The following is a 15,957-nucleotide window of genomic DNA, read 5'->3' as shown; positions in this document are numbered from 1 at the left end:
GTGCCTGCAACGGTATTCGATGCGAACGCATTTCCGAGCTGAGCGACGTCACATGGTGCAAGGATGGACGCGATGGGTGGCGTGTTGACCGGCTTCGCGATCATCGGCGCGATCATCGCCGGTGGGTACGTCGTCGGGCGCATCGGACTGCTCGGCCCGCACGCACAGTTCGTGATGAGTCGCCTCGCGTTCTTCGTGCTCATGCCCTGCCTGCTCTTCCACACCATCGCCTCGGCCGACATCGAGTCGCTGCTGTCCCCGATGCTCTGGGTCTCGCTGCTGAGTGCCGCCGTGGTCGCACTCGGAGCGGCGGCCGTCTTCCGGTTCGTGCTGCGGCGTCCGGTCACCACCACGACGGTCGGGGCCCTGGCCGCGAGCTACGTCAACGCGAACAACATCGGCCTGCCGGTCGCCGTGTACGTGCTCGGGCAGGCGACCGCGGTCGTGCCGGTGATCCTGCTGCAGCTCATCGTCATCGCGCCGGTCGCGTTGACGATCCTCGACGCCGCGACCTCGGGCGCCGGCGGCTGGGGACGCCGGATCTCCGGGCCGTTCCGGAACCCGATCATCATCGCCTCGCTGGTCGGCCTCGTGTTCTCGGCGACCGGCACCACGCTGCCCGACCCGGTGCTCGAGCCGTTCTCGCTGGTCGGTGCGGCAGCCGTGCCCGTTGTCCTGCTGTCGTTCGGGATGAGCCTGCACGGTGCCGCGCCGCTGCGGGACCCGGCGATCCGGACGGACGTCATCGTGGCGTCGTCGATCAAGCTCGTGGTGATGCCGGCGGTCGCGTACGTGTTCGCCCGGTTCCTGTTCGGGCTCGGCGACCAGGACGTCTTCGTGCTCACCACCCTGGCGGCGTTGCCGGCGGCGCAGAACGTGTTCAACTACGCGCAGCGCTACGACGCGGCGGTCCCGGTCGCCCGCGACGTGGTGCTCCTCTCGACGATCGGCTCGGTCCCCGTCCTGGTCGCGATCGCCGCGCTGCTGCACCCGTAGCGCGCCCTGGGCGCACCGCGAGGCGGACGGGAGGCCCGTGGCGGGGCCGCCCCGTGCCTCCCGTCCGCCGTGGGGTCGCGTGCACCGCGGATGGTGAGCAGGAATGGTCGGGTCGCGGTCACCGACTCGACCATTGCTGCTCACGAAGCGCATCGGGGGCGCGCGTACGCTGACACCCACGGGGCGGACCCGCCTCGGGACCACGACGGACGGAGACCTCCGATGGACACGATGGCGATGATGAAGAACATGTCGATGACGGACATGCCCATGGAGATGGACATGGACGTGATGCAGGACACGATGATGGCGATGAACGCCGCGTCGATGGCCGCCACGATGTGCTCCGCGAGCGACATGCGCATGGGCGGCGACATGGCCACGTGCGCAGCGATGTGCTCCAACACGGCGATGATGGCCGACACCGGCATGCGGATGATGATGCGTCCGGCCGGCATGGACCTGCCGAGCATGCAGGCGATGCTCATGGCCGTGATGACGATGGGCACGATGTGCGCCGCCGAGTGCCGGAAGCACATGGACATGGACGAGTCGTGCCGCTACTGCGCCATGGCCTGCGACGAGATGGTCGCGAAGTGCGAGGCGATGCTCGCCTCGATGTCCGCCTGAACCAGGCCGACCGTCTGCGCCAGGCTGTCTGCCTTCACTCCATGCTGCGTGCCGTGGTCTGACGACCGCCGGCGCTGAGGATCTCCGCCACCGGGTGGTGGGCGACCGGATCGCCGACCGACAGGAAGGCGTCGGCGTCCGCCACCCGGAGCTGGGTCACGCCGCCGTCCAGGAACACCACGACGGCGTCGGCGGGACGGGTCTCGACGACGATTCCGTCGCGCCAGGCGCCGGGGGCCGCGTTCGCCATGACGCGCTGGATGGGAAGGATCGTCGTGCGGGACATGGCTTCACCTGCTCTCGAAGGGGTTCGGTGCAGGAAATCTACGTCGGCGCCGTCACCTGCTCAACGAGGGCGGACGCCGGGCGTAACAGAACGCGTCACGGCCGCGTGACCACTCAGAAGATCATCGGGCGGTCGTCGTCGAGCGACGTGTCCAGGTCGAGGTCGACCACCACGGGGACGTGGTCGCTCGGGGCGTCGCCCTTCCGCTCGTTGCGGTGGATCGAGGCATCGGTGACGACGTCGGCGAAGGCCTGCGAGCCCATCACGAAGTCGATGCGCATGCCCTCGTTGCGCGGGAACCGCAGCTGCTTGTAGTCCCAGTAGGTGTAGCCGTCGGGCACGATCGGCCGGACGACGTCCTGCAGCCCCTTCGCCTCGAACGCCCGGAACGCGGCGCGCTCGGGTTCGCTGACGTGGGTGTGGCCCTCGAACACGCGGACGTCCCACACATCGGTGTCGAGCGGTGCGACGTTCCAGTCGCCCATCAGCGCGAGCGGGGTCTCCGGCGACGCGGCGATCCACTCGGCGGTGCGGTCGGCCAGCCGCGCGAGCCAGTCGAGCTTGTACGTGTAGTGCGGGTCGCCGACCTCGCGCCCGTTCGGCACGTACAGGCTCCAGAGCCGCACGCCGTCGACGGTGACGCCGATGGCCCGGGCCTCGACGGGCAGGTTCGGCCCCTCGTGCCCCTTGAGGAAGCCGGGCTGGCCGGGGAAGTCGCGGGTCACGTCCTCCATCGGCAGCCGGCTGGCGAACGCGACACCGTTCCACTGGTTCAGGCCGTGCGCCTCGACGTGGTAGCCGGCGTCCTCGAACGCCTGCACCGGGAACTGCTCCGGCTTGCACTTGATCTCCTGCATGCCGAGGACGTCGACGTCCTCGCGCACCAGCCAGTCGACGACCCGCCCCACTCGGGTGCGGACGGAGTTCACGTTCCAGGTCGCCACGCGCATGGCATCGAACCTACCGGGGACGACCGACCCCGCCGTGCAGCGCGCCGCCTGCCGCTCTCGGGCGCAGCGCGGCACGATGGTGTTCGCTGGAAGTCCAGCAAGCGAGCGCAGGAGGCACTGATGGCATCGACGACGAACCGCGTCGACGGGACCGTGACGACCGGCACCACCACCACGCAGGTCACGGCCAAGGGCAAGACGATCATCGACGACACCGTCGTCGCCAAGGTCGCGGGCATCGCCGCGCGTGACGTCCCCGGCGTCTACGCCCTCGGCGGGAACGCCTCACGGGCCTTCGGCGCCATCCGCGACGCGATCGGCTCGAGCGCGCTCGGCCAGGGCGTCCGCGTCGAGGTCGGCGAGACCCAGGTCGCCGTCGACCTGACGATCGTCGTGGACTACCCGATCCCGATGATGGACGTCGCGTCCGCCGTGCGCGCCGCCGTCACGAGCGCCGTCACCGAGCTCGTCGGGCTCGAGGTCACCGAGGTCAACATCGCGATCAACGACGTGAACATCCCCGCACTGAACGGCACCGCCGACGACCTCGACGGCGAGGTCCGCGAGGGCCGGGTCCGGTGAACGCCACCGTCGTCGGGATGGGCGTCGGCGCCCTCCTCGCGATCGTCGCGGTGACCCTCGGGTTCTGGGCGTTCGTGGTCGTCGCCGTCTGCATGGCCGTCGGCGGCCTGGTCGCCCGCATCGTCGCCGGTGACGTCGACGTGCGTCGCCTGGTCGACGTGCTGCGCGGACGCCGGAGCTCGTCGTGACCGACGCCGCCGTCGCCACGGTCGGCGACAGCGGCTCCCGGCTCCGCGGCTCCGACCGCATCGGCACGTCGGCGCTCGTGCACACCGCCCAGGCGGTCGCCGCCGAAGCGCTGCGCGTGGCCTTCCGGGAGGTCCGTGCCCGGGTCTCCGACGACGGCCGCGGCGCGCTGGCGGTCGAGATCACCGCCCCGCTCACCCTGCCCGTGCTGGGGACCCACGCGGTCCCCGACGAACCCGTCGTCACGAGCGCGCACCGGGCCCGCGGCACGATCGCCGAGCGCCTCCGGACCATCACCGGCCGACAGGTGTCCCGGGTGACCGTGACGTTCGCGTCGTCGGTCGTCGACGTCCCGCGGAGGGTCCGGTGACCGCCGTGGACGGCCGGACTGTATCGGTTCCCGACGCCGGCCCTGCACCGTCCACCGAGCACGCCGCCACGTACCGCCGTCTGCTCCGCCGCGAGACCCACGTGTCCCGGTCGGGCGCCGTCGTCATCGCGATGCTCATCACCCTCGTGCTCGCAGCCGCTGCCGTCTTCGCCGGTGCCCTCGTGCTGCTCGACCAGAACGTCCTCGGCGTCGACCCGCGTGCCGTGGTGGACGCCGCCCTCGCCGCGCCGGACGGCCTCGACACCACGCTCGTCGTCGGGATCGCGGCGATCGTCGCCCTCGTCGGCCTGGTGCTCCTGCTGCAGGGGTTCCTGCCGCAGCGGCGTCCGCGCCACGCGATGGCATCCGACCGGCTCGCCGTCGTGGTCGACGACGAGGTGCTCGCCTCCGCCGCGGCACGTGCCGCCCGTTCCGTCACGCGGCTCGGGCCGGATGCCGCCGTCGGCACCGTGGGCCGCCGGACCGTCGAGGTGGTGCTGCGTCCCGCCGCCGGCGTCGACGTTCCCGCAGTGGCCGCGACCGAGGCCGTCGAGCACGAGTTCGCGGGGATCGACGCGCTGCCCGCCCTCGCTGCACGGGTGCGCGTCCAGCCGACCGGACGGGTGGACGGATGAACGCGACCAACCGTGGGCTCGGCCGGACGGCACTCGTCGTCGTCGGGCTCGTCCTGTTCGTCGCCGGGGTCGGTGCGATCCTGGTGCAGACGGCCCAGGGCCTGCCGCTCGTGGCGTCCTGGTGGCGCACGGCCGGCGACGCACTCGCGGGCCTCGGCACGGACACGTCGCGCGATGACTCCCTGCTGTCGTGGACGTGGGTGCTCGGCGGCGGGGTCGTCGTCGGCATCCTGGCGATCGTGGTGCTGACGACGCTCGGCGGTGGCCGTGCGGGCACCGTCGTCGAGAGCGACGGATCAGCTGACGGCGTCGCCGGTTCGGTGCGCGTCGAGTCCGCGGCCGTGCAGCACGCGCTGTCGTCGGCGATCGGGGAGCTGCCGCAGGTGGCCTCGCTCGCGGTCGACGTCTACCGCGTCCGCGGCGGCCGGGCGATCCGGGTGCGGGTCCGTCCGCGCCGGGGTGCATCACCGCGCGAGGTCACCGAACGGGTCGAGGCCGTCGTGGCCGACCTGGACGCCCTGCTCGGTGAACGCCTGCCGGTCCTGCTCGAGATCGCACGCGGTGGGGCCGGGTCCTCGCGCCCGGACCGCGTGCACTAGGTCGGTCGTGGTGCGGTCGATCGGCGGGCTGCCGGGGTCGAAATCCGTCGTCCCCGTGCCGCTGGTGGTCGTGGAGGCCGCCCGGGGCCGCGAGGTCGCCCTGGTCTGGCACAACGAGATCGGCGGCACGACGTTCCGGATCGGCCCCGACGAGCACGCCGAGGAGTTCGTCAAGGTCCTGCCGCACGCCTACGGCCGGTGGATCGGCAACGAGGCCGCGCGACTGGAGTGGGCGTCACGGTACGTGCGGGTGCCCGAGGTGCTCGACCACGGTGCGGACGACGACGGCGTGTGGCTGCACACCCGTGCCGTCCCCGGGTGGAGTGCCGTCGACCCGCGGTGGCACGACGAACCCCGGACCGCGGTGGTCGCGGTGGGCGAGGGCCTCCGCGCGTTCCACGACACCCTGCCGGTGGACGACTGCCCCTTCGTGTGGTCGACCGTGGCGCGGCTCGACCGGGCCCGCGCGGCGGGTGCCGACACGGATCGTCTCGGGCCGGAGCCTCCCCGCGACCTGACGGTGGTGTGCCATGGAGACCCGTGCACGCCGAACACGCTCATCGGCGCTGACGGCCGGTGGAGCGGGCACGTCGACCTGGATGCCACGGGTGTCGCCGACCGCTGGGCGGACCTGGGGGTGGCGACGATGGCGCTCGGGTGGAACTACGGGCCCGGGTGGGAGTCGTTGTTCCACGAGGCGTACGGGGTGCCCGACGACCCGGAGCGGACGGCCTGGTACCGCGCGCTGTGGAACGCCGACGTGGACGACCTCGGGGACTAGAAGGCGACGCCCCGCGCGGACATGAACGGCACCGGGTCGGTCGTGGCGCCGTTGATGTGCACCTCGATGTGGCTGTGGCACCCGGTCGACTGGCCGGTCGACCCGACGAGCGCGATGAGCTGCCCCGCGGAGACCTGCTGGCCGATACCGACCCGGAAGCCGCCGTTGACGATGTGACCGTAGGCCGTCTGCACGCCGTTGCCGTGGTTGATGCGGACGTAATTGCCGTAGCCGCCGTACCAGCCGACGTAGTCGACGGTGCCGGCCGACGCGGCGACGATGGGCGTCGAGCAGCCGCTGGCCAGGTCGGTGCCGTCGTGCTTGATGACGGTGCCGTAGATCGGGTGCACGCGGTAGCCGTACGGGCTGATGACGTAGCCGCTGGCCGGACGGACCCAGCCCTGACCGCCACCCGAGCCGGCGGAGCCGCCACTGCCCGAGCCGCTGCTGCCGGAGCCGCCACCGCCGCCGGACGATCCGCCGCCGGCGTTCGCTGCTGCCGCTGCCGCCGCGGCCAGTTCTCGGGCGGCACGGGCTTCGGCCTCGCGCGCGGCCTTCGCCTCGGCTGCCTTGCGGACGCGCTCACCCTTGGCGAACTCGGCCTCGGTCCGGACACGGCCGGAGACCAGGGTCGCGAGCTGGGCGTCGAGACGGGCCTTGTTCGACTGCTGTTCGTCGTACGCGGTCTGCACGGCGTCGGAGGCGGCCTGCGCCTCTTGCATGCGGGCCTCGGCCTTCGCGGCGAGGCTGTCGAGTTCTTCGGAAGCGCGGTCGGCCTGGGCTTCGAGCGAGCGGGCGACGCCCGCGTCGACGCTGGCGGCGGCCTGGACACGCTCGGCCTGTTCGGACAGCTTGCTCAGCGCGCCGAGGTCGTAGAGCAGGTCGCGGGCGTCCTCGCCCTTGGTGAGCACCGAGGTCGTGACGTCGGCACCGCCCGAGCGGGCCATCTGCGCGGCGAACTGGCCGGCCTGCGCGGCGCTCTGGTCGGCGACCTTCGCGTGTTCGTCGGCGTCGGCGCGGAGCTTCTGCTCCTTCTCGGCGGCGTCCTGCGCGTCGGACTGCGCGTCGAAGAAGACGTCGCCGAGTTCCTTCGCCTTCGCCTGGGCGGCTTCGACCTTGGCGTCGAGGTCGCTGATGATGCCCTTGATCTCGGTGATCTGCCCCTGCTTCGCGGATTCCTTGCCGCGGGCGTTCTTGACCTCGTCCCACGTGGGGTAGGTCACCGCCTGCGCAGTGGGTGCATCGACGACGACCGTACCGACGAGGCCCGCGAGTGCCAGTCCGGTGACGGCGAGGCGGAGGCGCACGGAGGCACGAGGGGTGCGGTGGCTGGTGGGGCGAGACATCGACCACGAGCCTATACATCCGTACAGAGAAGATCGGACGCCGACGCGCCGCTGTGGACAACTCCTAGAACCCGCGCTCCTGACGGATCTCGTCCGCACTGCCGACCACGTCGCGCCGGAGGACGTCCGCGCCGGAGGTCCCCGCGTAGTCGTAGACGTCGAACCCCGTGCAGTGCGTGATCGTCGCCGGGGCACCGAGGGAGTCCTCGACCGCGGTGGTCCACAGGTCGTGCGACCCGACCACCACGAACGTCGGGTCGGCGTCACGGTAGGCCCCGAGGTCGACGAGCCACGGGTACGTGTCGAAGGTGTCGCGGACCTGCAGCAGCTGCACGTTCGTCGCGGAGTACGTGGCGAGTGGCCGCACCGTCCAGAACTGGCCGACCCCGGTGACCGATCGTCCGTCCGCCCAGCGGTCCAGGCAGGACGACGGCGTGTACCGGGCGGTGGCGACGGCGTGCGCGGTGCTCGGTGCGGTGGCGACCCCGGCGGCGAGGACGGCGACGGCGGCGATCGCGACGGTGGCGCGGACCCCGCGGAACGGCCGGTGCACGCGGGTACGGCGGACCGCGGTGCGCGTGAGTTCGGCCACCGCGACGAGGGCCAGCAACGGTGCGGTGACGACGGGCTCGAGGTACCGCGGCGTCTCCGACCCGACGAGGACGACCCCGATCGACGCCGCGACCACGGTCACCAGGGGCAACGCGGTCGCGACGAGCACGGTGCGTGCGGTCCGGACCCGCCAGGCCCACACCGTGCCGCCGACGGTGACGAGCACCCCGACGAACATCAGGAACAGCCCGGCGTCGCCCGCCGCCGTGCCGGCTCGCACGTCGGTCAGCGCCGCGAAGAACTGCAGGGTCTCCACCGCGCGCGACGGCCGGACGTAGGTGGACGGGTCGAGCGACACGAAGGGCTGCAGCGGGATCCGCGCCAGGTACCCGAGCAGCGACCCGACCGTCACGGTGCCGGACAGCAGCAGCGCGGGACGCCACGGCACCCGGCGCACCGCCGCCAGCAGCAGGAGCGTGACCACCACGGGTGCGGCGGACCACGGCACGTACAGCGGGTTCGACGCGGTCGTGCAGAGCGCCACCAGTCCGAGCACCACGAGCACGACGACCGACGCCCGCCCGACCCGCACGGCGCGGAGCACGAGCACCGCGGTGCCGAGCATCGCCAGCACCACGCCGTAGTAGTACGTCGTGGTCAGCAGCAGGGACGCCAGCTCGAGCGACGTCGCGGTGCCCGACGACTCCGTCAGCACCAGCAGGGTCACGAACGCCACGCTCGCCGCCGACACCGTGACTCGGGCCGCTCGTCCGGCCGACGGCATGAGCTCGTTCGCGGCAGCCCGCACCAGCGCGTACACGGCCAGCAGGACGAGCACCCCGTTCAGCGCCAGGGCCTGCTGCGGGGTACCCGTGACGAGGGCACAGAGCAGGTAGACCGGCAACTCGGGGAAGAAGAAGAGCGCCGGGGACATCGCCCACTCGAACGGTTGCCCGAGCTGCATCGACCGGTGCACCAGGGGCAGCAGCACCGAGTCGCCGTCGTACCAGAGCAGGGCGACCCGTTCCGTGGCGACGACGTGGCGGAGGGCGATGACGGACAGGGCCAGCGCGACCAGGGCGCCCAGTGCCTCCCGTCCGATCGCCCCGGCCACACTGCCGGACCGACGGCCGCCGGACGGAGCCGGCGCCACGGCGGAGCGACGCGGTGCTCGGGGCATGTCCCGGAGCGTACCGAGGGCTGCTCGGGACGACCCCACAGGACGGGGGAGCGCGCTGCGAGTCCGACCGGCTACCCTTGTGCGCTGTGACCGACGCGCGCGAACAGTTGATCCAGTACATCTCCTCCGAAGCGGTGTTCCACGGCGACTTCACCCTGACCAGCGGGAAGAAGGCGACGTACTACATCGACCTGCGGAAGGTCAGCCTGGACCACCGGGTCGCGCCGCTGATCGGGCAGGTCATGACCGAGCTCGTGCAGCAGGTGCCGGACGTCTCGGCCGTCGGCGGACTCACCATGGGTGCCGACCCCATCGCCAGCGCCGTGCTGCACCAGGCCGCCGCACAGGGCCTGACCTACGACGCCTTCGTCGTCCGCAAGGAGCCCAAGGACCACGGCCGCGGCAAGCAGGTCGAGGGTCCTGACCTCAAGGGCAAGCGCGTCGTCGTGCTCGAGGACACCTCCACCACGGGCGGCTCGCCGCTCAAGGCGGCCGAAGCGCTCGAGCGCGAGGGCGCGATCATCGCCGCCGTCGCGGTCGTCGTCGACCGCGACACCGGCGCCAAGGAGACCATCGAGGCAGCCGGGTACCCCTACTTCGCGGCCATCGGGTTGGCTGATCTGGGGCTGACCGCGTGAGCGGGGAGCGTCCGGACGACGCGCGCGACCCCGAGGACACGGCCGGCCCCGCAGCGGCGGCCGACGGTGCCGACGGGGTGGACGGCCAGGAGGCCCGGCGCGCGTCCGACCCGGACGCTCCGTTCCACGGTCTCCGCAGCGCCGCGGACATCTTCGGCGCCCCGCGGGGCGAGGAGGACTGGCCCTCGCGACGAGAGCGCCGCGAGGCCGAGCGCACCGCACGCGAGACGGGCGCACCGTTGCCGGAGCCGTTCGAGGCTGCGACCCCCGAGGCGTCGGCGCCCGAGGCGCCCACCGCGCCTGCTGCTCCGGTGCTGGACGACGGCGCGACGCAGGCCATCTCGATGCCCGAGCAGCTGTCGGCGCCGTCCGAGAGCCCGGACGCCGCCGCCGAGCACGAGCGCTCCACCCTGCGCGACCGCATCCCGCCGGCCGCCGTCGTGCCGCCGAACCCCACTGCGCCGCACCCCTCGTCGATCGTGCTCCCGACCGCGCAGACCCACCGCGACGAGCGCGCCGCGGCGTCGCAGGCCATCGAGGACGAACGTCGCCGCGTCGACCCGTTCGGCGAGGGCCGTGCCGACGTCGACTGGCTCGGCCGTGCGACCGGCTCCGGCGCACCCGTCCCGCCCTCCGGGCCCGTGGCACACCAGCCGCTCGGCGTCGAGAACGTGCTGCCCCCGTCCGAGGAGCCGCCGAGCTTCACCGACCTGCTCCGGATCGCCGGCACGGGGTCCGTGCCCACGCAGGGCGCCGGACCGGACCGGCCGTTCGACTGGGCCATCCGCGACGACGAGACCGGCGAGGTCCCGACGACCCTGACCGGCGACTCCTTCGACACGACGGCGTTCGGTGGCAGCGGCTCGTGGTCGCTGGCGGACGAGACCGACTCCGAGGACGAGGTCGTCTCCGGCGAGGTCGACACCCCGGTCGACGGGGTGCCGCAGGCGCCGCGGACGTTCCCGGTGCCCCCGGCGGTGCCGACTGCTGTTCCGGCTGCTGCCGTGCCGCCTGCTGCTGTGCCACCGGGGGCTGCCGTGCCGCCTGCTGCTGTGCCGCCGGCGGTTCCCGGTGCCGGGCCGGTGGCTCCCGCGGAGCCGACCGAGGCCCCGGACGCGACCCGCTCCGCTGCCGAGGGTGACGGGGCGGACGCGGCCACGGGCCTCCCGGACGCCGCGACCACCGCGCTGCCGGTCGCCGGGACGCCCTGGTGGTCCGAACCCGACGCGACCGTGCCGCCGACCGCTGCGCCGCCCCTCGTCGAACCCGCGGCGTCGCCCGCCTACCCGGCGCACCTGCCGCCCGCGGTGGGCCAGGACCTGGACGCCGTCCTCGGCCTGCGCCGGGACGACACGGGGGCGCAGCCCACGGCGTTGCCGGCCGCGGCGCCGGACGAGCTGGACCAGTCCGAGTGGGACGGCCGCGAGACCAGCGACACGAGTGCGATCAAGGACCTGTTCGGTACCGAGGCCGTCGGGCAGCTCGGCGGCACGGGCTACGACCCGGAGGACACCGGGACGCGGATGATGCCGGCGGCCGCGGTGCCGTCGGCGGCTGCCGGTGCCGGTGCCGGGGCGTCGTCGCCTGCTCCCGCTCCGTCGGGCCAGCCGGTCGAGCGCGACAACTTCATCAACCAGGGTGCGGCGCGCCTGCGGAGCGAGGGCAAGCGCGGCAAGCAGCTGCTCGTCTACGGCTCGATCGCCCTGATCGTCGTGCTCATCGTCCTGGTGTTCCTGCTGTCGAAGTGGATCCTCGGCAACAACATCTCCGACCAGGAGATCGCGCCGACGAAGTCCCCGGCGGCAGCGTCATCGGCTCCGGCGACTCCTTCGACTGCGGCGTCTGCCGCTCCCTCGGACGAGGCCGCTGCTCCGGCTGCGACGCTCCAGTTCGCCACCACGCCCGCGCTGCCGGGCGAGCACGCCTGGACCGACCTGGCCGGCGGGGAGTGCCTGTCGCCGTTCACCAACGCCTGGGCGCAGAGCTTCACGGTCGTCGACTGCGCGACGCCGCACATCGGGCAGCTCACCGCACGGATCGCCGTCGACGGGGACGCCTACCCGGGGGCCGAAGCCCTCGCGACGCAGGCGGCCGACCAGTGCCAGTCGGACGCGGCGCTGAACGCTTCGGCGGCTGCGGCCGTCGGGGACGTGCAGGTGCAGGGGTCGTACGCGCCGGACCAGGCGACGTGGGACCAGGGCGACCGGTTCATCTCGTGCTTCGTGACCCGGTCGTCGGGGCAGGAGCTCACGGCGTCGTTGGCGCCGGGGGCGTAGGGCGGCTGCGGCTGCTGCTGCGGCCGGCTGTCGGCGGCGGCTGTCGGCTGGACGAGTGCGTGCGGGCGCATCTTCCGACGATCCACGACGTGATCGACGCGTGTTCTGTCGGCACATGCGCACGCATCGGATGCGTGTGCAATGAGCGACGTTCCACGAGTTGATCGTCTGGTGGATCGTCGGAACATGCACACGCATCCGTGGCGCGCGAGCCAGGCCGCGGTCGGTGGTCGCCGGGTCAGGCGGCCGCGGGGACCTTCGCCGACACGTCGGACAGGGTCTGCAGCTCGTCGGCGCTGAGCTCGAGCTCAGCCGAGGCCAACAGCGCCGGCAGCTGCTCGGTGTTGCGGGCGCTGGCGATCGGCGCGACGACGTCCGGCTGCGCCTGCAGCCACGCCAGGGCGACGGTCGCGAGCTCGGTGTCGCGGGCCTCGGCGATGGTGGACAGGGCGTCGACCACGGCGAGCCCCTCGTCGTTGAAGTAGCCCGACACCTGGCCCTCGCGGTCCTTGCCGGCGAAGTCCTCCTTCGAGCGGTACTTGCCGGTCAGGAACCCGGCGGCGAGTGCGAAGTACGGCACGACGCCGAGGCCGTGCGCGTGGGCGAGCGGTGCGATGTCGGACTCGTACGGCTCGCGGGTGACGAGGTTGTAGTGCGGCTGGATCGCGACCGGCTGCGCGAGGCCGTTCTCGGTCGCGATGCGGATCCACTCCTCGGCGCGGTCCTTCGAGTAGTTCGAGATCGCGGTGTAGCGGACGATGCCGTCCGTGACGAGCTGGTCGAAGGCGTGGACGGTCTCCTCGAGCGGGGTCGACTGGTCGTCGAAGTGCGCGTAGTACAGGTCGATCCGGTCGGTGCCGAGGCGCTGCAGGCTGGCACGGGCGGCAGCGGCGACGGTGTCCGCGCCGAGGCCCTGGAACTGCGGGTGCTGCGAGCCCTTCGTGGCGATGACGACGTCGTCACGCTTGCCCGAGGCCGCGAGCCACGAACCGATGACCCGCTCGGACTCGCCGCCCTCGTTGCCGGGGGCCCACGCGGAGTACACGTCGGCGGTGTCGATGAAGTCGCCGCCCGCCGCGGTGTAGGCGTCGAGGACCTGGTGGGAGGTCGACTCGTCCGCCGTCCACCCGAAGACGTTGCCGCCGAGGGCGAGGGGGAACACGTGGAGGTCGCTGGTACCGATGCGGGGCATACGGGGGTCCTTTCGTGGTCGGGCGAGCGGTCCTCGATGCGAACCGCTCCTCGGCCGACGCTATGCCCCGAGGCTTGACACGGCCCCGGTGGCAGCGGGTTGCATGGACCCATGACCGCACTCACCGATGCCCTCGCCGACCTCCGTTCCTCGGTGCGGCTGCAGGCCGTGATGGCCGCCGGGACCACCCCGGACGCGGGCGACCTCGACGTGCTCGTCGAGCAGTGCGCCGTCGAGCCGGACTTCTTCGTCCGCGACATGCTCACCTGGGCGCTGACCCGGCACCCGTCGGCCGACGTCGTCGCGCGGGTGGTCCCGTCGCTCACCCGTTCCGAGCCTCAGGCCCGTAGCCAGGCGTTGCACACCCTGTCGAAGGTCGGCGACCCGTCGGCTTGGCCGTCGGTGCGCCCGTTGCTGGCGGACCACGACGACGACGTGCTCCGCGCCGCCTGGCGGACCGCCGTCGCGCTCGTGCCCGACGACGAGCGGGGCGACCTGGCCCGGACGTTGGCGGTGCAGCTCGGGGTCGGTCCGCGCGACCGGCGGCTCAGCCTGTCGCGGGCACTGGTCGGGTTGGGCGAGGAGACGGTGGCGCCGGTGCTCGCAGCGGCTGCAGCCCGGGGCTCCGACGCCGTGCGGGACCACGTCGCCGACACGGAGCGGCTGTTGCACGACCCGGACGCTGCGTCCGCGCTCGCCCTCGAACGGGCTCGGCGCGAGGTGGCGCTCGGCCGCACCCGGTCCGCCAAGGGCTAGGGCCGGTGGGCGCGCCCGGCTGGGCGGGTCGAGTGGTCGAGAACCGTCGGCGTCGCGGTGGTGGGGCGGGCGCGTCGCGCGGTCACGAAACCCCGTGCCCTGGGCGCCGAGTGGTCGTGAACCGTCGGTCGCGGGGCTGTCGGGCGGCGGTCCCTGACCGCTCGGCGGACGTGAGCGGGGTGTCGTGACCAGTGGGGGCGACGGACGGGAGGCGCGTGGCGGCCGCGCACCGGGCCTCCCGTCCGACACCACGCGCGTTCGCGGGCCGCGGTGCGGTCGCAACGCCCCGTGCCCTGGGTGCCGAGTGGTCGTGAACCGTCGGTTGCGGGGCTGCCGGGCGACAGATGGTGACCGCTCGGCGGACGTGAGCGGGGTGGCGCGGGCGGGCCCGCTCAGTCGGCGTCGGGAGCCAGCCAGATCGCGGTCGCGGCGGCGGCGGGCAGGTCGACGAGCGCCTCGGCGCCGTCGGCCCCACGTCGGGAGACCGCGATGACGCCGGCGTAGTCCCGCACCCGCTCGACCCGCAGGTGGGTGCCGAGACCGACCCCGAGCTCGTCGAAGTACCGCAGCAGCGAGGGGTCGTCGTCGGACACCCGGTCGACGGTGCCGCACGCGCCGGGCTCGATCGCACCGAGCAGGGTGCCGAGCGTGGCGGGGACGGTGCCGTCCGCGGCGGGGATCGGGTCGCCGTGCGGGTCGTGGGTCGGGTGCCCGAGGTCGGCGTCGACCCGGTCGAGGAACCGCTCCGACACCGCGTGCTCGAGCGCCTCGGCCTCGGTGTGGACCTCGTCCCAGGTGTAGCCGAGGCGGGACACCAGGAACGACTCGATCAGCCGGTGCCGCCGGACCATCGCGACCGCGACCTGCTGCCCGAGCGGCGTGAGCACGACGCCGTAGTACGGGGTGTGCTCGATGAGGCCGTCGCGGTCGAGCTTCTTCAAGTTGCCGGACACCGTCGAGGCCGACACCTTCAGCGTCGCCGCGATGTCCCGCGTGGCCAGTCCGCCGCCGCCGCGCTCCCCGGCCTTCCAGATGAGCTTGACGTAGTCCTCGGCCATGGTCGACAACGAGGGCAGGCGCATACCGCCAATCGTACGGCTGCACTGGTACAACCGGGACGTGCACCAACCCCGTCGTCGCCGCTGGCCGGTCCCGCCCTCGCTGCTCATCGGCCTCGCGCCCCTCGTGGTCTTCGCGGCGATCAGCGCGTGGCGGTCACGGCCGAGCGACGACTACCCGACACTCGGCCAGACTGTCGACAGCGTCGTCCGTGCCCTGGTGATCCCCGAGGGCATCGCCGCCGTCGCGCTCGCCGTGGTCGTCACCGGGCTCGGGTGGTGGCGGATCGCGACCGTCGACCGCACCCGGACGCCGCTGCGCTGGTCCGCGCTCGCACCGGCGCTGGTGCTCGTGGTGTGCCTGGTGCGGCTGCCCCTGATCGACTGGACGGCGCTGCCCGCGCACTACTTCCTGCTGCTCACCGTCGGGGTGCTGTTCGTCGGGGTGTTCGAGGAGCTGATGGCCCGGGGCATGCTCCTGGTCGGGTTGCGTCGCCGGGTGCCCGAGTTCGGGGTGTGGGCGCTGTCGTGCGTGCTGTTCGGGCTGCTGCACCTGCTCAACGCGCTCGCCGGGGCCGGGATCGGACCGACGATGATCCAGGTCGTGTTCGCGGCGTCGTTCGGCTCCACGCTGTACGTCGCCCGCCGAGTGACCGGTTCGCTGCTCGTCCCGGTGCTGCTGCACGCGTTCTGGGACTTCGGGTCGATCGGGTACTCCGCGACCGCTGACCCGTCGGACACGGGTCGCGTCGTGGTGCTCGGCCTGATCGGGCTGTTCTCGTTCGCCGTCCTGGGCTTCGGGATCGTCGCGGGCGGCATGGTCGCGTGGCGCGACGACCGGCCGCGTCGCCTGGCGAAGCGGTGGCGTTCCGTGCCGCCGATGGCGGCCTTCGCCCTGGAGGCCCGTGGCGACCTGGCAGCGCCGGCTGCGGCCCGGTAGCGGC

The 15,957-nt window shown here is 72.9% G+C and carries 18 protein-coding genes; 12 read left to right on the top strand and 6 right to left on the bottom strand.

Annotation, left to right across the window (positions count from 1 at the left end; genetic code table 11):
* The first annotated feature begins 72 nt into the window (after positions 1–72).
* Positions 73–996, top strand: coding sequence for an AEC family transporter (locus ACIPV1_RS13315; RefSeq protein WP_402726600.1), 924 nt, complete (start codon positions 73–75; stop codon positions 994–996).
* 222 nt (positions 997–1,218) lie between these two features.
* Entirely contained in the window at positions 1,219–1,626 is a 408-nt protein-coding gene (locus tag ACIPV1_RS13310) for an aldehyde dehydrogenase (protein ID WP_402726599.1), read from the top strand.
* A gap of 34 nt (positions 1,627–1,660) precedes the next feature.
* Here the strand turns inward: ACIPV1_RS13310 and ACIPV1_RS13305 are convergent, their stop codons facing one another.
* Together ACIPV1_RS13305 and ACIPV1_RS13300 are read right to left on the bottom strand one after the other, a co-directional pair.
* Entirely contained in the window at positions 1,661–1,912 is a 252-nt protein-coding gene (locus ACIPV1_RS13305) for a nuclease (protein WP_402726598.1), read from the bottom strand.
* Between the two features lie 113 nt (positions 1,913–2,025).
* Positions 2,026–2,862 (bottom strand): exodeoxyribonuclease III, encoded by an 837-nt coding sequence (locus tag ACIPV1_RS13300; RefSeq protein WP_402726597.1) that lies wholly within the window; start codon positions 2,860–2,862, stop codon positions 2,026–2,028.
* 120 nt (positions 2,863–2,982) lie between these two features.
* Here ACIPV1_RS13300 and ACIPV1_RS13295 point away from each other — a divergent pair, with 120 nt between their 5' ends.
* The 6 genes from ACIPV1_RS13295 to ACIPV1_RS13270 are packed head-to-tail and all read left to right on the top strand — an operon-like array spanning position 2,983 to position 6,015.
* A complete protein-coding gene (locus tag ACIPV1_RS13295) occupies positions 2,983–3,444 on the top strand; it encodes an Asp23/Gls24 family envelope stress response protein (protein WP_402726596.1) in 462 nt (153 codons plus the stop codon).
* The gene (locus tag ACIPV1_RS13290) at positions 3,441–3,632 is read left to right on the top strand and encodes a DUF2273 domain-containing protein (protein WP_111086173.1); all 192 of its coding nucleotides are present in this window, start codon (positions 3,441–3,443) and stop codon (positions 3,630–3,632) included. Before ACIPV1_RS13295 ends, ACIPV1_RS13290 begins: the two co-directional genes overlap by 4 nt.
* Positions 3,629–4,000, top strand: coding sequence for a hypothetical protein (locus ACIPV1_RS13285; protein ID WP_402726595.1), 372 nt, complete (start codon positions 3,629–3,631; stop codon positions 3,998–4,000). Before ACIPV1_RS13290 ends, ACIPV1_RS13285 begins: the two co-directional genes overlap by 4 nt.
* The gene (locus ACIPV1_RS13280; protein WP_159573554.1) at positions 3,997–4,635 is read left to right on the top strand and encodes a hypothetical protein; all 639 of its coding nucleotides are present in this window, start codon (positions 3,997–3,999) and stop codon (positions 4,633–4,635) included. Before ACIPV1_RS13285 ends, ACIPV1_RS13280 begins: the two co-directional genes overlap by 4 nt.
* Positions 4,632–5,234, top strand: coding sequence for a hypothetical protein (locus ACIPV1_RS13275; protein ID WP_402726594.1), 603 nt, complete (start codon positions 4,632–4,634; stop codon positions 5,232–5,234). The genes ACIPV1_RS13280 and ACIPV1_RS13275 overlap by 4 nt, the downstream gene beginning before the upstream one ends.
* A 7-nt stretch (positions 5,235–5,241) precedes the next feature.
* Positions 5,242–6,015 (top strand): phosphotransferase, encoded by a 774-nt coding sequence (locus ACIPV1_RS13270; RefSeq protein ID WP_402726593.1) that lies wholly within the window; start codon positions 5,242–5,244, stop codon positions 6,013–6,015.
* On the opposite strand, the gene ACIPV1_RS13265 is transcribed toward ACIPV1_RS13270, so the two are convergent.
* Both ACIPV1_RS13265 and ACIPV1_RS13260 read right to left on the bottom strand, forming a co-directional pair.
* Positions 6,012–7,361 (bottom strand): peptidoglycan DD-metalloendopeptidase family protein, encoded by a 1,350-nt coding sequence (locus tag ACIPV1_RS13265; RefSeq protein ID WP_402726592.1) that lies wholly within the window; start codon positions 7,359–7,361, stop codon positions 6,012–6,014. The two genes, ACIPV1_RS13270 and ACIPV1_RS13265, sit on opposite strands and share 4 nt — an antisense overlap.
* 64 nt (positions 7,362–7,425) lie before the next feature.
* The gene (locus ACIPV1_RS13260; protein ID WP_402726591.1) at positions 7,426–9,093 is read right to left on the bottom strand and encodes a hypothetical protein; all 1,668 of its coding nucleotides are present in this window, start codon (positions 9,091–9,093) and stop codon (positions 7,426–7,428) included.
* Between the two features lie 86 nt (positions 9,094–9,179).
* Between ACIPV1_RS13260 and pyrE the strand changes: the two genes are divergently transcribed.
* The gene (gene pyrE, locus ACIPV1_RS13255) at positions 9,180–9,731 is read left to right on the top strand and encodes an orotate phosphoribosyltransferase (protein ID WP_071404348.1); all 552 of its coding nucleotides are present in this window, start codon (positions 9,180–9,182) and stop codon (positions 9,729–9,731) included.
* Entirely contained in the window at positions 9,728–12,007 is a 2,280-nt protein-coding gene (locus ACIPV1_RS13250; RefSeq protein ID WP_402726590.1) for a septum formation family protein, read from the top strand. Before pyrE ends, ACIPV1_RS13250 begins: the two co-directional genes overlap by 4 nt.
* A 238-nt stretch (positions 12,008–12,245) precedes the next feature.
* On the opposite strand, the gene ACIPV1_RS13245 is transcribed toward ACIPV1_RS13250, so the two are convergent.
* Positions 12,246–13,199 carry an aldo/keto reductase gene (locus ACIPV1_RS13245; RefSeq protein WP_402726589.1) on the bottom strand — a complete coding sequence of 318 codons (954 nt, stop codon included), beginning with the start codon at positions 13,197–13,199 and terminating at the stop codon, positions 12,246–12,248.
* A gap of 111 nt (positions 13,200–13,310) precedes the next feature.
* On the opposite strand from ACIPV1_RS13245, the gene ACIPV1_RS13240 reads away from it, so the two are divergent.
* Positions 13,311–13,955: a HEAT repeat domain-containing protein gene (locus ACIPV1_RS13240; RefSeq protein ID WP_402726588.1), complete on the top strand. Its 645-nt coding sequence runs from the start codon at positions 13,311–13,313 to the stop codon at positions 13,953–13,955.
* Positions 13,956–14,347: 392 nt separating this feature from the next.
* Here the strand turns inward: ACIPV1_RS13240 and ACIPV1_RS13235 are convergent, their stop codons facing one another.
* Positions 14,348–15,037, bottom strand: a complete 690-nt coding sequence (locus tag ACIPV1_RS13235) for a metal-dependent transcriptional regulator (protein WP_402726587.1) — start codon at positions 15,035–15,037, stop codon at positions 14,348–14,350.
* A 37-nt stretch (positions 15,038–15,074) separates the two neighbouring features.
* On the opposite strand from ACIPV1_RS13235, the gene ACIPV1_RS13230 reads away from it, so the two are divergent.
* Complete coding sequence (locus tag ACIPV1_RS13230; protein ID WP_402726586.1) at positions 15,075–15,953, top strand: lysostaphin resistance A-like protein; 879 nt, start codon at positions 15,075–15,077, stop codon at positions 15,951–15,953.
* Positions 15,954–15,957: the final 4 nt, after the last annotated feature.

The sequence above is a fragment of the Curtobacterium sp. NPDC089991 genome (assembly GCF_044748425.1).
Taxonomy (GTDB): Bacteria; Actinomycetota; Actinomycetes; order Actinomycetales; family Microbacteriaceae; genus Curtobacterium.
Note: the sequence above shows the minus strand (reverse complement) of the source record. Positions and strands in the feature narration are given on the sequence as shown.

Coding starts and splice junctions, on each gene's coding strand:
- ACIPV1_RS13300 (WP_402726597.1), bottom strand. CDS start 2,862: ATGCGCGTGGCGACCTGGAACGTGAACTCCGTCCGCACCCGAGTGGGG.
- ACIPV1_RS13305 (WP_402726598.1), bottom strand. CDS start 1,912: ATGTCCCGCACGACGATCCTTCCCATCCAGCGCGTCATGGCGAACGCG.
- ACIPV1_RS13310 (WP_402726599.1), top strand. CDS start 1,219: ATGGACACGATGGCGATGATGAAGAACATGTCGATGACGGACATGCCC.
- ACIPV1_RS13295 (WP_402726596.1), top strand. CDS start 2,983: ATGGCATCGACGACGAACCGCGTCGACGGGACCGTGACGACCGGCACC.
- ACIPV1_RS13265 (WP_402726592.1), bottom strand. CDS start 7,361: ATGTCTCGCCCCACCAGCCACCGCACCCCTCGTGCCTCCGTGCGCCTC.
- ACIPV1_RS13260 (WP_402726591.1), bottom strand. CDS start 9,093: ATGCCCCGAGCACCGCGTCGCTCCGCCGTGGCGCCGGCTCCGTCCGGC.
- ACIPV1_RS13245 (WP_402726589.1), bottom strand. CDS start 13,199: ATGCCCCGCATCGGTACCAGCGACCTCCACGTGTTCCCCCTCGCCCTC.
- ACIPV1_RS13275 (WP_402726594.1), top strand. CDS start 4,632: ATGAACGCGACCAACCGTGGGCTCGGCCGGACGGCACTCGTCGTCGTC.
- ACIPV1_RS13235 (WP_402726587.1), bottom strand. CDS start 15,037: ATGCGCCTGCCCTCGTTGTCGACCATGGCCGAGGACTACGTCAAGCTC.
- ACIPV1_RS13240 (WP_402726588.1), top strand. CDS start 13,311: ATGACCGCACTCACCGATGCCCTCGCCGACCTCCGTTCCTCGGTGCGG.
- ACIPV1_RS13315 (WP_402726600.1), top strand. CDS start 73: ATGGGTGGCGTGTTGACCGGCTTCGCGATCATCGGCGCGATCATCGCC.